The sequence below is a fragment of the Nocardia heshunensis genome (assembly GCF_054782115.1).
This window is the reverse complement of record NZ_BAAGTC010000009.1, coordinates 930,667-945,206: the sequence shown is the minus strand read 5'-3', so window position 1 is coordinate 945,206 and position 14,540 is coordinate 930,667. Positions and strand designations below refer to the sequence as shown.

Annotated in this window: 15 protein-coding genes; 7 read left to right on the top strand and 8 right to left on the bottom strand. The window is 67.4% G+C overall.

Translation table 11 applies throughout. From position 1 onward, the window contains the following. Positions 1-13: 13 nt before the first annotated feature. Complete coding sequence (locus ACYVN4_RS32535; protein WP_460725802.1) at positions 14-463, bottom strand: GNAT family N-acetyltransferase; 450 nt, start codon at positions 461-463, stop codon at positions 14-16. A gap of 18 nt (positions 464-481) precedes the next feature. Further along, entirely contained in the window at positions 482-2,029 is a 1,548-nt protein-coding gene (gene mqo, locus ACYVN4_RS32530; protein WP_460725801.1) for a malate dehydrogenase (quinone), read from the bottom strand. A 148-nt stretch (positions 2,030-2,177) separates the two neighbouring features. On the opposite strand from mqo, the gene ACYVN4_RS32525 reads away from it, so the two are divergent. Next, a complete protein-coding gene (locus ACYVN4_RS32525; RefSeq protein ID WP_460725800.1) occupies positions 2,178-3,206 on the top strand; it encodes an alpha/beta hydrolase in 1,029 nt (342 codons plus the stop codon). Here ACYVN4_RS32525 and ACYVN4_RS32520 read toward each other — a convergent pair. The 4 genes from ACYVN4_RS32520 to map form a co-directional block, all read right to left on the bottom strand. Next, positions 3,186-3,749 carry an alpha/beta hydrolase gene (locus tag ACYVN4_RS32520; protein WP_460725799.1) on the bottom strand — a complete coding sequence of 188 codons (564 nt, stop codon included), beginning with the start codon at positions 3,747-3,749 and terminating at the stop codon, positions 3,186-3,188. The genes ACYVN4_RS32525 and ACYVN4_RS32520 overlap by 21 nt on opposite strands. A 66-nt stretch (positions 3,750-3,815) precedes the next feature. After that, positions 3,816-5,357, bottom strand: a complete 1,542-nt coding sequence (locus ACYVN4_RS32515) for a cobyric acid synthase (protein WP_460725798.1) — start codon at positions 5,355-5,357, stop codon at positions 3,816-3,818. 154 nt (positions 5,358-5,511) lie between these two features. Then, positions 5,512-5,793, bottom strand: coding sequence for a hypothetical protein (locus ACYVN4_RS32510; protein WP_460725797.1), 282 nt, complete (start codon positions 5,791-5,793; stop codon positions 5,512-5,514). Between the two features lie 8 nt (positions 5,794-5,801). After that, on the bottom strand, positions 5,802-6,665 hold the full coding sequence (map, locus tag ACYVN4_RS32505) for a type I methionyl aminopeptidase (RefSeq protein ID WP_460725796.1): 864 nt from the start codon (positions 6,663-6,665) through the stop codon (positions 5,802-5,804). Between the two features lie 128 nt (positions 6,666-6,793). Between map and ACYVN4_RS32500 the strand changes: the two genes are divergently transcribed. Continuing rightward, a complete protein-coding gene (locus ACYVN4_RS32500; RefSeq protein WP_460725795.1) occupies positions 6,794-7,807 on the top strand; it encodes an LLM class flavin-dependent oxidoreductase in 1,014 nt (337 codons plus the stop codon). A gap of 101 nt (positions 7,808-7,908) precedes the next feature. Here ACYVN4_RS32500 and ACYVN4_RS32495 read toward each other — a convergent pair whose 3' ends face one another. Beyond that, positions 7,909-8,529, bottom strand: coding sequence for a TetR/AcrR family transcriptional regulator (locus tag ACYVN4_RS32495; protein ID WP_460725794.1), 621 nt, complete (start codon positions 8,527-8,529; stop codon positions 7,909-7,911). Positions 8,530-8,640: 111 nt separating this feature from the next. Here ACYVN4_RS32495 and ACYVN4_RS32490 point away from each other — a divergent pair, with 111 nt between their 5' ends. Then, the gene (locus tag ACYVN4_RS32490) at positions 8,641-9,843 is read left to right on the top strand and encodes an alpha/beta hydrolase family protein (protein WP_460725793.1); all 1,203 of its coding nucleotides are present in this window, start codon (positions 8,641-8,643) and stop codon (positions 9,841-9,843) included. 250 nt (positions 9,844-10,093) lie between these two features. Next, a complete protein-coding gene (locus ACYVN4_RS32485; RefSeq protein ID WP_460725792.1) occupies positions 10,094-10,489 on the top strand; it encodes a hypothetical protein in 396 nt (131 codons plus the stop codon). A 102-nt stretch (positions 10,490-10,591) separates the two neighbouring features. Here the strand turns inward: ACYVN4_RS32485 and ACYVN4_RS32480 are convergent, their stop codons facing one another. After that, complete coding sequence (locus ACYVN4_RS32480; RefSeq protein ID WP_460726795.1) at positions 10,592-11,299, bottom strand: GntR family transcriptional regulator; 708 nt, start codon at positions 11,297-11,299, stop codon at positions 10,592-10,594. A gap of 226 nt (positions 11,300-11,525) precedes the next feature. Between ACYVN4_RS32480 and ACYVN4_RS32475 the strand changes: the two genes are divergently transcribed. The 3 genes from ACYVN4_RS32475 (at position 11,526) to ACYVN4_RS32465 (ending at position 14,512) form a co-directional block, all read left to right on the top strand. Then, positions 11,526-12,641: a TIGR03364 family FAD-dependent oxidoreductase gene (locus ACYVN4_RS32475; RefSeq protein WP_460725791.1), complete on the top strand. Its 1,116-nt coding sequence runs from the start codon at positions 11,526-11,528 to the stop codon at positions 12,639-12,641. A gap of 25 nt (positions 12,642-12,666) precedes the next feature. Continuing rightward, positions 12,667-13,353, top strand: a complete 687-nt coding sequence (locus ACYVN4_RS32470; RefSeq protein WP_379356447.1) for a phosphonatase-like hydrolase — start codon at positions 12,667-12,669, stop codon at positions 13,351-13,353. Between the two features lie 94 nt (positions 13,354-13,447). Next, on the top strand, positions 13,448-14,512 hold the full coding sequence (locus ACYVN4_RS32465; protein ID WP_460725790.1) for a 2-aminoethylphosphonate ABC transporter substrate-binding protein: 1,065 nt from the start codon (positions 13,448-13,450) through the stop codon (positions 14,510-14,512). The last annotated feature ends 28 nt before the right edge of the window (positions 14,513-14,540 follow it).

The window sequence follows — 14,540 nt, the reverse complement described above, 5'->3', positions numbered from 1 at the left end:
GTGGGGTGCGGGGTCAGCCGCGGCGCATCGGGATGTGCGGGATGCCGTCTTCGATGTACTCCTCGCCGTCCGGCTTGAAGCCGTGCTTGGTGTACATGTCGACCAGGTAGGTCTGGGCGTTCAAGCGGACCGTGGCGGAACCCGCCTCGGCCAGGGCCGCCTGCAGCAGGCGGGTGGTGTAGCCGTGTCCGCGCGCCTCGGGGGTGGTGCAGAGGCGGCCGATGCGGAAGGACTTGACGCCCTCCTCGTGCTCTTCCATGAGGCGGAGGGTGCAGATGACCTCGCCCTCGTCATCGAGCCAGAAGTGGCGGGTTTCCGGCAGCAGGTCGTACCCGTCCAATTCCGGATAAGCGCACTTCTGCTCGACGACGAACACCTCGACCCGAAGTTTCAACAGCTTGTACAGCGTCGTGGTGTCCAGGTCTTGGGACCACGACCTTTTGAGAGCAACCGTTGACATCATCGAGTCTTGCTATCACATCTAGGCGTGAGAAGCGATACCGGCGTGCTTGGGCGTGTTGTCCGAATCCAGCTGCAGGGCCTTGGAAGACCAGTCCCAGACCTCGCTGTAGAGGGCCTGGTTCTCGGAGAGCTTGACGCCCAGCGACGGCACCATTTCCTTGAGTTTCGGCTCCCACGTGGAGAATTCGCGCGGGAAGCAACGCTTCATCACGTCGAGCATGGCGCTCACACAGGTGGACGCGCCTGGCGAGGCGCCCAGCAGACCGGCGATGGTGCCGTCCTCGGCCGCGACGACCGCGGTGCCGAGTTCGAGCACGCCGCCCGCGCCCTTGCGGCGGATCACCTGCACGCGCTGACCGGCGATGATCAGCTCCCAGTCGCGGCCGTCGGCGCGCGGGATGAACTCGCCCATCGCGCCGATCCGGTCCGCCTGCGAGTTGAGCAGCTCACCGACCAGGTAGTTGACCAGGCCCATCTCGGTGACACCGACACCCAGCATGGAGAACAGGTTGTTCGGCTTCACCGACTTGATCAGGTCGGTCAGCTTGCCGTCCTTGAGGAACTTCGGCGTCCACCCGGCGTAGGGGCCGAACAGCAGGCCCTTCTCACCGTTGATGACGCGAGTGTCCAAGTGCGGCACCGACATCGGCGGCGCGCCGACCGACGCCTGGCCGTAGACCTTGGCCTCGTGCTGGGCGACCAGCTCCGGGTTGGTGGCCCGCAGGAACAGACCCGACACCGGGAAACCACCGAAGCCGTTGATCTCCTTGATGCCCGACTTCTGCAGCAGCGGCAGCGCGCCGCCGCCCGCGCCGACGAACACGAACTTGGCGTTGATCACCCGCACCTTGTAGCTGCGCAGGTTGCGCACCTTGACCAGCCAGGAGCCGTCGGACTGCTTGGTCAGATTGAGCACCTCGTGACCGAAGGCGATATCCGCGCCGGACGCGCCCAGATAGGCCAGCAGTTCCTTGGTGAGCTCACCGAAGTCGATGTCGGTGCCGTGGTCGGACCAGTTCAAGCCGATCGGGTCGGAGAAATCCCGGCCCTTCGCCATCAGCGGTAGTCGCGAGCTGAATTCGGCTGCGTCGTCGATGAATTCCATGCCCTCGAACAGCGGGTGCCGCGACAGCGCCTCGTGGCGCTTGCGCAGGTACTCCACGCCGTCCGCGCCGTGCGTGAAGCTCACGTGCGGAATGGGGTTGATGAAGTTCGACGGGTTGGCAAGCACGCTGTTCTCGACCGCGTAGGACCAGAACTGCCGCGACACCTGGAAACGCTCATTGATGTCGATGGCCTTGGTGATCTCCACCGAGCCGTCGGCGTTCTGCGGCGTGTAGTTCAGCTCGCACAGGGCCGAGTGGCCGGTGCCCGCATTGTTCCAGGGGTCGCTGCTCTCACCCGCGGCCTCGTCCAGGCGCTCGAAGACATTGATCGACCAATCCGGCTGCACCTGTCGAAGCAAGGCGCCGAGGGTGGCACTCATGATGCCGGCTCCGATGAGTACTACATCGGTCTTTTCAATCGTGGCAGCGTTCGACACGGCGTTCGTCGACTTCCTTGTCATTTGGGGTCACCAGGTGGGAGTTAGGTTACCCGTCGTTCACTTGGACTCAATTCTGCCCCTGACCATTCCCGAATCCCGCTTCGAAATCCCTGAATGTGAGAGATCCCTCCCAAATGGACAACGTTGTGGCGCGGTCTATCTTGGGCGTGTGACCTCCGATACGTCATCCTCCACTTCGTCGACCACCACCTGGCAGCCGGACGTGCTGGGCGACGACTACCAGCAGCTGACCATTCCCCTGGGACCCGATCCGGACGGCGAGGGCGACGCGGTCGCCACCCTGGTCCGGTACACCCCGGCCGACGCGCCCGTCACCACGCGGGCCGTGCTGTACGTGCACGGATTCACCGACTACTTCTTCCAGGAGCACCTGGCCCAGCATCTCGCCGCGCAGGGGTATGCCTTCTACGCGCTGGATCTGCGCAAGTGCGGGCGTTCGCAGCGGGCGGGGCAGACGCCGCACTTCGTGAGCGATCTGGCGCTCTACGACGAGGAACTCAATCGGTCGCTCGAGATCATGCGGGCCGAGACCGGGTTGCCGGTGCTGGTGATGGCGCATTCGACCGGCGGACTGGTGACCTCGCTGTGGCTCAACCGGCTGCAGGCCGCGGGTGGCACTGCCGCACAGGGCATTACGGGTCTGGTGCTCAACAGCCCGTGGTTCGATCTGCAGGGGCCGGGCTACTACCGGTCGGTCGGCACGCCACTGCTGGAGGGGCTGGGTCGACTGCGGGCGTTCGCGAAGATTCCGCTGGGCGTCTCCACCGCCTACGGCGACAGCCTGCACAAGAGCGTGTCCGGCGAGTGGGACTACAACCTGGATTGGAAACCGTTGAGCGGCTACGCCGTTCACGCGGGCTGGCTGCGGGCCATCCGGCGTGGGCAGTTCCGGCTGCACAAGGGACTGGATATCGGGGTGCCCGCGCTGATCCTGCGGTCCAAGATCACCAAGTTCATGCGTCAGTACGGTCCGGCCGCGGATCTGGCGGATCTGGTGCTGGACGTCAAGCAGATCCAGCGTTGGTCGGGTTGCCTGGGTGACCGCACGAATATCGTGCCGATCGAGGGTGCGCGCCACGATGTGTTCCTGTCCGCGAAGGACCCGCGCACGCGGGCCTTCGACGAACTCGATTCCTGGCTGGAGTGGCTGGCGAAATCACCAGAAGCTGGTGCGTAGCACCACTTCGGTGGCCAGCTCGTGGCCCGCTTCGGCGGGCACATCCGTGACATCCATGGGGACCAGCCGGAATTCGCCGTAGACGAACCGGCTGGAACCCTCCGCCACCGAGCGCGGCAGGCGCTTGGTGGCCAGCAGGGTGGTGGGGATCTCCACCGGCGGGCAGGAGGCGTCGGGGACGGTGCCGTCCGGGCCGGGCGCGGCCGGGTGCCCGCCGCCCGCGGCGATCAGGCTCATGAAGCGGCCGAAGCCGCGCGCGGCCAACTGCCAGGCCAGATCCGCGCCCGCGCCGCTGCCGACCAGATTGGCCCACGGGACCTTCAACTGGTCGAGGATGGCGAACACCGTGGGGGCGTCGAGGCCGTCGATCGATTCGACGGCGATGGTGTGCAGGTCCGAGGTCTGCAAGCGTTCGCAGACCTGGTCGTAAACGTCGGCCGGATCGCCCGCATCGGGGAGCAGCAGGACGTGGTGCCGGGTTTCGGGTCCGCCGATTCGCACCGCCCACTCGCGGTCACCGACCGTGATCCGCCGAGATTCCATGGTGAATCACGCTACAGGAGCCATGCAGGGGCCGAACCCGAGTCGGGCGTATTTTTGTGACCTGAGTCACTTGGTGACGGTCAGAATTGGGAGATCCGACAGCGCTCCGCCGCCGATCAGGCGCTCGAGCAGGGCCTGATCGAGATGCTTTTCCATCAGGTCGGCGAGCAGATCCAGCTGCTCGGCGCGCACCCGATCGACCGAAACATCATCGGCCACAACGAATCCGGTTCGGCCCAGCCGATCGGCCACCTGACGCAGCCAGGCGCGGCGAAACTCGTCCGACTCCAACGCACCATGCAGGTGGGTGCCCCAGATCGATTCGCGCACACTGCCTTCGGACACACCGTCCAGCTCGAACCAGGCGGGGTCGCCGTTGCGGGTGACGCGGCCGTGGTGGATCTCATAGCCGTACACGGGGAGATCGCTATCACCGCCGGGTCCGGCATGATCTCGGACACGACCGGTGGAGCGGCGCAACACCTTCGGGTCGGCGAACTCGATCTCCAGGTCCAGCAGGCCCAGGCCCGGCACCTCACCCGCGGCCGATTCGACCGGGTCGACGATGGTGCGGGCCAGCATCTGATAGCCGCCGCAGATGCCGAGGATCGGCCCGCCCGCCGCCGCGCGGGCGGTCAGGGCGTCCGCGATCCCGGTGCGGCGCAACCACTCCAGATCGCTGACGGTGGATTTACTGCCCGGGATGACGACCAGGTCCGCGCCCGCGAGGCGGGACGGGTCGTCCACCCAGCGGACCGAGACTCCCGGTTCGCACGCCAACGCCTCGACATCGGTGGAGTTGGAGATGCGCGGCAGCCGGATGGCGGCCACGGTCAGCCACTGATCGCCCAACGGCGGCCGGGGCCGCCCGACCGGTGCGTCCGCGACGGTGCCCAGCGAGTCCTCCGCGTCGAGCCAGAGGTCGGCAGCGAAGGGGATGACGCCGAGCGTGGGCCGCCCGGTGAGCGCGGTGAGCTGATCGATCCCCGGCTTCAACAGGTCCACATCACCCCGGAACTTGTTGACGATGAACCCGGAGATCAATTGCTGGTCTTCGGGTTCCAGAATCGCGACGGTCCCGAACAGATGCGCCAGCACTCCCCCGCGATCGATGTCCCCGACCACCACCACGGGCAGCTCCGCCGCCCGCGCCAACCCCATATTCGCCAGATCCGTTGCCCGCAAATTGATCTCGGCAGGCGACCCCGCCCCTTCACAAATCACCACATCGAATTCGTCCCGCAGCGAAGCCAATTCCTCAGCCACGATCGCCCGCAACTCGGTCCGATGCCGGAAGTAATCCTTGGCCCCCACGGTGTCGATCGCCTTGCCCCGCACCACAAGTTGCGATCGCCGATCACTCCCCGGCTTGAGCAGCACCGGGTTGAACCGCACGCTCGGCTCCAGCCCACAGGCGCGCGCCTGCAACGCCTGCGCCCGACCGATCTCCCCGCCATCGAGCGTGACGACCGAGTTGTTCGACATGTTCTGCGCCTTGAACGGCGCGACGCGAACGCCGCGCCGCGCCAACATGCGGCAAAGACCCGCTACGACAACGCTTTTCCCGGCGTCCGAGGTAGTCCCCGCGACCAGCAGAGCGCCCTTCACCGCGGCCGTCCAGCGGCGACGGCCGGGTCGGACATCCCGGAGGAAACCCCGCCCGTCATCCCGGCTCGCCTATTGCCGGGATCCATAGCAGCCGTTCGAATTCCGGCCACGAGCATGCCGGAACGACGGGAAAGACTCGCGGCGGGACGCGGGGTCACCGGGTGCTGTACTCCGCTCGGGGGCGGTAGACGTAGTGGTCGCGGCCGCTGCTGGTGTAGGCGTCGCGGTTGACGTAGTCGCGCTTGTCGGCGGCGGCGTCGTCCGGCTTGTCGGCGTCGTCGACGGGGCGGCCCGCGGAGAGTTCGACGTGGCGGCGCATGGTGGCGCGCATGGCGCCGAGGCCCTCGTCGCGGGGGTTCGGGGGGAGGAAGCGGGAGGGCTTGCGGCGGGGGCCGCGGGAGCCGATGCCTCGGGTGGTGACGCCCCGCTGGGGCATGGCGATTTTCACGGGAGGGTCAGAATCTCTGCGCCTTCGTCGGTGACGACGAGGGTGTGTTCGAACTGGGCGGTCCACTTGCGGTCCTTGGTGACCACGGTCCAGCCGTCGTCCCAGATCTCGTAGTCGATGCCGCCCAGATTGATCATCGGCTCGATGGTGAAGGTCATGCCCGGTTCGATGACCGACTCCACGGCGGGCTGGTCGTAATGCAGGATGACCAGGCCGGAGTGGAAGGTCGGGCCGACGCCGTGACCGGTGAAGTCGCGGACCACACCGTAGCCGAAGCGGTTGGCGTACGCCTCGATGACGCGACCGATCACGTTCAGCGCGCGACCCGGCTTGACCGCCTTGATCGCCCGCAGGGTGGCCTCTTCGGTGCGCTCGACCAGCAGGCGCACCTCCTCGTCGACATTGCCCGCGAGGAAGGTCTTGTTGGTGTCGCCGTGCACGCCGTCGATGAAGGCGGTGACGTCGATATTGACGATGTCGCCGTCCTCGATCACGGTCGAGTCCGGGATGCCGTGGCAAATGACCTCGTTGAGCGAGGTGCAGCAGGACTTCGGAAATCCCTTGTAGCCCAAGGTCGACGGGTACGCGCCGTGATCGCACATGTACTCGTGCGCAATGCGGTCGAGCTCGTCGGTGGTGACCCCGGGAGCGACGGCCTTACCGGCCTCTTCCAGCGCCTGTGCGGCGATCTTGCCCGCGATCCGCATCTTCTCGATGGTCTCCGCGGTCTGCACCCAGGGCTCGTGTCCCTCCTGGGCGGTTTTCTTCCAGACGTATTCGGGTCGCTCGATATTCTTCGGGACCTCGCGAATGGGCGACTGCTGCCCGGGAACGAGGGGCTTGCGGGTGCGCACAGACATGGGTCCAGGGTATCTGCCGGTCGAAACGGCCAGATCCCCAGGTCCGGGTGAGCGGGGAATCTTTCCGGACCATGGTCCGTTTAAGCTTTCGGTTGACTTGGAAACAAGACAGGAAGAGGACAACGGCCGTGGAACTGGGACTGACGACATTCGCCGAAACACACCCGGTCGGTGGCGACGGGCCGGTGCCGAGCGCGGGCGAACGCCTGCGGCAGGTGGTCGAGGAAGCCGTCGCCACCGAGGCGGCCGGGCTCGACGTGTACGGCGTGGGCGAGCATCACCGCAAGGATTTCGCCGCCTCCTCGCCCGCCATGGTGCTGGCGGCCATCGCCTCGCGCACCGAGCGCATTCAGCTCACCAGCGCGGTAACGGTGCTCAGCTCGGACGATCCGGTGCGGGTGTTCCAGGACTTCTCGACCCTGGACGGACTCTCGAACGGCCGGGCCGAATTGATGGCCGGGCGTGGCTCGTTCATCGAATCGTTCCCGCTGTTCGGGTACGACCTGAGCGACTACGACGAGCTCTTCGAGGAGAAGCTCGCGCTGCTGCTGAAGATCCGTGAGGAAGGGCCGGTCACCTGGGAGGGCAAGTTCCGGGCGCCCCTGAAGGACGCGATCGTCTATCCGCGCACCGAGAACCGGCCGCTGCCGGTGTGGATCGCGGTCGGCGGCAGCCCCGAATCCGTCGTGCGCGCAGGGCTTTTGGGCCTGCCGCTGGCCATCGCCATCATCGGCGGGCAGCCGGCGCGGTTCAAGCCGCTGGTGGATCTCTATCACCGGGCCCTCGACGAGGGCGGGCACGAGCCGCAGCCGGTGGCGGTGCACGCGCACGGCTACGTCGCCGAGACCGACAAGGCGGCGGTCGAGGACTTCTACGCGTCCTACGCGCGGGCCATGTCCGGGATCGGGCGGGAACGCGGGTGGGGTCCGATGACGCGGCAGCAGTTCGACGCGCTGCGTTCGCAGAGCGGGTCGCTGTTCGTGGGCACGCCGGACTACGTGGCGGAGAAGATCGCCGACGTGCGTGACACCCTCGGGCTGGACCGGTTCATGCTGCACAGCAGCGTCGGCACGCTGCCCCACGAGAAAGTGCTCGCGAACATCGAGCTGCTCGGCGCGAAGGTCGCACCCCAAGTCCGCTGAGCCACAAGGACGTTGGATTCCGACCACAAGCGCGCCGGAATGACGGATGCATTCGGCCCGGTCGTCACGACCGGGCCGTTTTCATGACGCCGCTGCCGTTCTCATGACGCCGTCTCGGTTGCCCCGAAGGCGGCGAGCAGCATGTCGGTGAGTTGGTCGAGGTAGGCGGGGCCGGTGGGGTCGCCGCCGAGCATGACGCGCCAGAACAGGGGGGCGCCGATGAAGTCCAGGGCCAGTTCGAGATTCAGCGACTCCGGCAGTTCGCCCCGGTCGATCGCGCGGTGCAGGATGCGGGCGACCCGCGCGCGGCGCGATTGACCGATGCCCAGTTGCAGCACCTCGCGGAGCGCGGGTACGCGCACGGCCTGGGCCAGGATGTCCGGAATGATCCGGGCGACAAGGGGATTGGTCAGTACCTCGGCCGATTGGGCGAGGAAGGCGCGTAGGTCGCCGCGCAGGCTGCCGGTGTCGGGAGAATCGGCGGCGTCGACCGCGACTTCGGAGATCAGGCCGATCACCAAGTCCTGCTTGGTCGACCAGCGGCGGTAGAGGGTCGGCTTGCTGACGCCCGCGCGCCGGGCGACCGCCTCCATGGACAGCTTGCCGTAACCGACGTCGGCCAGTTCCTCGAAGGCCGCCACGCGGATGGCCGCGGTCACCTGCGGCTGCATCACCGCCGCGCCCGCGGGCTTGCGGCCGCCCGAACCGGATTCCTCACTCATGTCCGGGAGTCTAGCAACGACGAAACGGTTGCGTTTCGTCGTCGACCGGTCTACCGTTCTACCCGTACGACGAAACGGTGTCGTATCGACGTAAAGAGCGAGGTAGAAGCCATGAAATTCCTCTTCGACGACGAATCCTTCAGCTACGAGGCGCTGCGCGCCGCCGGGTTCGCCAGCTATGGCGGCGCGGAACTCGGCGAGGTGATCGCCACCGCGAGCCGCATCCCCGACGGTGACGAGGACGCCTGGCTGCGCGAGTGGGAGGCCACCGCCATGCGGGTCCAGGCCATCGGCGAGGCGTCCGCGAAGGCGGGACACCGGGTGAGCGCCCGCGAGGCGCTGCTGCGGGCCTCGAACTACTACCGCACCGCCGAGTTCTACCGCCGCGACGATCCGGCCCACGATCCGGTGCCGCGCGAGCTGTCCTGGCTGGCCCGCGAAACCTTCTGGGAAGCGGCACAACTACTGGAGACCCCGGTCCATCCGATCGCGATTCCCTACGCGGACACCACACTTCCCGGCTACCTGTTCCTGGCCGACGACAGCGGGCAGGCCCGGCCGACCGTCATCTTCAACAGCGGCTTCGATTCCACACTCGAGGAATCCTGGTTCGCGCTCGCGGCTGCCGCGGTGGCGCGCGGCTACCACGTGCTGGCCTTCGACGGTCCCGGCCAGGGCGAGGTCATCCGCGAACAGGGCCTGACCTTCCGCCCCGATTGGGAGGCGGTGATCACGCCCGTGGTCGACTACGCACTCACCCGGTCGGAGATCGATCCGGACCGCATCGCCCTGTTCGGCTACAGCCTCGGCGGCTACCTGACCGCGCGGGCCGCCGCCTTCGAGCCCCGGATCGCCGCGCTCATCCTCGACGACGGCCTGTTCGACTACCACGCCGCCCACGTGCGGATGATGCCGCCCTTCCTGGCCGAGTGGATCGCCGCGGGCCGCGACGAGGAGGCGAATGCCGTTGCGTCCCTGATGATGACGGTCAGCACCACCATGCGCTGGGCGCTGCGCAACGGGCAGTGGACCTTCGGCGCGAGCTCACCCGCGGACTATGTGCGTCGCACCGCCGACTACACCCTCGCCGGTGTGGTGGACGCGATCCGCTGCCCCACCCTGGTTTTCGACGCCGAGAACGACCTGTTCTTCCAGGGCGAGGCCCCGCGCGTGTACGAGGCGCTCACCTGCGAGAAGAAACTCATCACCGGGACCGCGGCCGAGGGCGCGGGCGAGCACTGCCACACGGGGGCCATGGTGCTGACCCATCAGCGCATGTTCGATTGGCTCGACGACATCCTGCCGAGTCGATAGGCTGCGCGATCCGAATTACCGAATTGAAATACCGACCGGGCCGTCAACGAATTCCGTTGGCGGCCCGAATATTTCATTCGGATCAAGTGCCCGTTAACGCCGCAATCACGACATCTCGGACGTATGGTGGATGGGCAGCTGCATTCGTCAGATCCTCGAAAATTCCGCGCCCCGTGAGCATTTCACGCGCGGAGAAAGTAGGTATGCGATGGCACCGATCCCGTCTGGCGTATACGCAATCAGCCGTCCGGTGGAGCAGCTCATCACACTGATCGGCGACGAACCCGGGCATCCGGCCATGATGCTCCCGCCCACCGGCAATCCCGGCGAGCAGGAGTGGGAGATCATGGAGATCCCCAACGGCAATGTCCTGATCCGGAACCTGCGGGTGAACAACTTCCTGGGCATCGATGGGGAACCCCAGCCCAATCTCCCGGTGGTGGGCATCGGCAAGGAATACGAATGGGTGCTCCGGCAGAGCGCGATGCCCTTCACCTTCCACATCGTGGTGCCCGGCGGCCCCATCGACGGCACCGAATTGGCCCTCGATCTGAGCCTGCTGCGCATCTATCCGCCGCGGTTGGCCCTGCGCCCGCTCAACCCGGAAAACCAGATGCAGGCGTGGCGTTTCCAGTTCCACGAGTGACGTGAGCACGACCGAGTGAGTGCGTGAGGCGAGGCGTATCGGCCGGTTCGGACCCGGCCGATACGCCTCGCACACAACAATATTGAGAAGTCGATTCGATATTCAGTAGTCGGTGAGATTGGCCTGGAAGGCGATGCGGTCACCGCGATACAGCGACCGCACCCGTTCGATCGGCACGCCCTCGCCGTCGACGCTGCGGCGGTGCAGCAGCAGCATCGGCAGGGCGGTCGTACATTCCAGCAGCGCCGCCTCGCGCGGTGAGGCCAGCACGGTCTCGATGCGTTCGGTGGCGACCGCGTACACCACGCCCATGCCACGGGTGGCGGCGTAGAGCGAGGTCTCCGGGTTGTAGAACTCGCGCAGCACAGCGAAGCGGTTCAACGGCATCCACGTGCTCTCCAGGCCGATGCGCTCCCCGTCGGCGAGCAGGATGCGCTCGAGATGCATGACCACGGTGCCGGGCTCGACCGCCAGATCGTGCGCGGTGTCGGGATCGGCGGGGACATCGGTCCATTCGACCAGCAGACGGCCGGGCTTGCGGCCGAACTTGATCGCACCCTCGGTGTAGGAGCGCAATGACAAGGGCTGCACCATCTTCGGGCGCGAGACCACGGTGCCCCGGCCCTGGCGGCGAATCCGCCCCTCCACCAGTAGTTCTCGCACGGCCTGGCGCACGGTCTCGCGGGCGACGCCGCAGCGCAGGGCGAGCTCGCGTTCCGAGGGCAGCGGATCGCCCTCGGACAGTCCGGCCAGCAGGGCCTCGAGTTCCGCGCGGACGCGATACGACTTCGGTATGCGCGTGGCGCTCAGCGGATCGGCGCCCGGCACCGCGATGCTCGCGGCATCCGGCCCGGAATCCGGTTCTGTACTGGGCGTTTCACCCGGCGGGCGGCCGGGGTCCACTTCTTCTCCCACCCCGGCGGCCTCCCTCGTCTCCATGACCCCAGCCTACACAAGATTGGTCTATACCAATTATTAACCTAGCGTTTCCATACGAAACACTCCTAGGTCTAGACCATTGCCCAGGATGTTGGTCATGCGATTGGTCATCATCGGCGGAGGGATCCTCGGAACCGCCCACGCACTCGCCGCCATCGGGCGCGGCCACGAGGTCGTCCACCTGGAACGTGAGGTGGAGGCGCGCGGCGCGACCGTGCGCAACTTCGGGCTGGTGTGGGTTTCGGGGCGCAGCGCCAACGAATTGGAACTCACGCTGCGGTCCCGGCAGCTGTGGGAGGAGATCGGCGGCAAGGTGCCGGGCGTGGGCTTCCGGCCCGCCGGCTCGATCACGCTGGTGCGCACCGACAACGAACTCGCCGTGGCCGAGGCCGCCATGGCGAACCCGTCGGCCGCCGAACGCGGCTTCGAGCTGCTCGACCCCGAGCGGGTGCGGGCGCTGAACCCGGCGCTGCGCGGCAAATTCCTTGCCGGCCTGCACTGTTCCACCGACGCCGCCGTGGAATCGCGCCAGGCGCTGCCCGCGCTGCGCCGCTACATGGAGGCCAGCGAGCGCTACACGTTCTTCGCGGGCACCGAGGCGCGCACCATCACCGGCACCACCGTGGTCGACGACCGCGGCCGCCGCCACGAGGGCGATCTGGTGCTGTTCTGCCCGGGCGCGGCGCACACCGGCCTGACCCGGGAACTGGTGGGCGACATTCCGGTGCGCCGGGTGCGGTTGCAGATGATGCAGACCGCGCCGCTGGGCGAGCCGCTCACCACCGCCGTCGCCGACGGCGACAGCTTCCGCTACTACCCGGCCTTCGCGGGCCCGGAGCTGGACCGGCTCAATCGTGAAGAGGCGCAGCCGTTCACGGCGGCCCAGCACAAGATGCAGCTGCTGGCCGTGCAGCGCCTGCACGGCGGGCTCACCATCGGTGACACCCACGAGTACGACGAACCGTTCACCTTCGATGTGGACGAGGCCCCCTACGAGCACCTCACCGGCGTGATGGAGGAGCTGCTCGGCCGCAAGCTGCCGCCGATCGTGCGGCGCTGGGCGGGCGTGTACAGCCAGTCCATCGATCCGGGCACCATCGTGACCCGCGCGCAGGCGTCCGAGGGCGTCTGGGTGATCACCGGCCCCGGCGGCCGCGGCATGACGCTCGGCCCCGCACTGGGTGAGCAGACCGCCGACCTGCTCGACCTCTGAACCCCGCAACGACGAAGGAATCATCGTGTCCGATAAGCAGATCGAACTCGCCGTCCTGGATATGGCGGGCACCACCGTCGCCGACGACGGGCTGGTCGAGAAGGCGTTCGAGGCGGCCATCACCGCCGCGGGCGTTCCCACCGAGGGCCCGGAGCGCGAGGCAGCCCGCACGTTCGTGCAGGACACCATGGGCCAGTCCAAGATCTGGTGCTTCCGCACCCTGCTCGGCGACGAGGACCGCGCCCAGCTCGCCAACCGCGCCTTCGAGGCCGCCTACGCGGACTTCGCCGACGCCGGGATCAGCCCGATTCCCGGTGCCGCCGAAGCGATTTCGGCGCTGCGGGCGGCGGGCATCAAGGTGGCGCTGACCACCGGGTTCAGCCGCGAGACCCAGAACCGCCTGCTGAACGCGCTGGGCTGGAACGAGATCGCCGATCTGACGCTGGCTCCCTCCGATGCCGGGCGCGGCCGCCCCTACCCGGACATGGTGCTCACCGCCGTGCTGCGGCTCGAGGCCGACGCCGTGGATCGGGTTGCGGTGCTGGGTGATACGTCCAGCGATATCGCCACCGGGCTGGCCGCGGGCGCGCGCATCGTCGCGGGCACGCTGACCGGCGCGCACACCGAGGACCAGCTGCGGGCCGCCGGTGCGACCCACGTGGTGCCCTCGGTCACCGAATTCGCGCAGCTGCTGCTGGCCGAGCGCGGCTAGAAGAATTCCGCCGCCCGAGCGCGCCTCGCCCGGGCGGCGGAGTACCCCCTGTTCCTTCGACTCGACCGTCCCCTGAACTGAAAGTGCAGCCACCGTGCGTAATACGAACAACCGCCTCGCACGCACCATCGCCCGTTCCGCTCTCATCCTCACCTCCGCCACCGCGGTCGCCTTCAGCCTGACCGCCTGTGGCGGCACCGGCAGCGACTCGAACGGCGGCAAGACGGTCACCGTCTACTCCGTCGACGGCCTCGGCGACTGGTACAAGCCCGTCTTCGAGAAGTTCAAGGCGCAGACCGGGATCACGGTCAACGAGGTCGAGGCCGGTTCCGGCGAGGTCGTCAGCCGCGTCGAGAAGGAACAGTCCAACCCGCAGGCCGACCTGCTGGTCACCCTGCCGCCGTTCATGCAGAAGGCCGACAAGTCCGGGCTGCTGCAGGCCAGCGGCGCGGACACCGGCGCCGTGGCCGCCGCCGACAAGGACGCCAACGGCAAGTGGGTGTCCCTGGCGGGCAACTACCTCTGCTTCATCGCCAACCCGTCGGTGGATGCCTCCAAGCTGACCTGGGACGACCTGCTCAAGCCCGACTACAAGGGCAAGCTGCAGTACTCCACCCCCGGCCAGGCCGGTGACGGCACCGCCGTGCTGGTGCTGCTGCAGCAGCTGATGGGCAAGCAGGGCGCGCTGGACTACCTGGGCAAGCTGCAGGCCAACAATGTCGGCCCGTCCTCCTCCACCGGCAAGCTGCAGGCCAAGGTCGACAAGGGCGAAATCGTCGTCGCCAACGGCGATGTGCAGATGAACCTGCAGAGCGTCAAGGACGGCTCCAAGTTCAACGTCTTCTTCCCGGCCTCGGCCGACGGCAAGAAGTCGACCGTCTCGCTGCCGTACCTGATGGGTGTCACCAAGGGCGCGCCGCACACGGACGCCGCCAAGAAGCTGATGGAGTTCCTGCTCTCGGCCGACGTGCAGAAGTCGCTGCCGGACACCTTCGCCATCCCGGCGCGCACCGATCTGGCGAACGCCCCGGCCACCGGTAGCGGCCCGTCGCCCGCCGCCACCATCAAGGATGTGACCGTGCTGCACCCGGATTGGACCACCGTGCTCGACAACCTCGACGCCGACGTGGCGGCCTACACCAAGGTCACCGGCAGCTAGTCCGATACCAGCCCCAGGAGCAGCAACC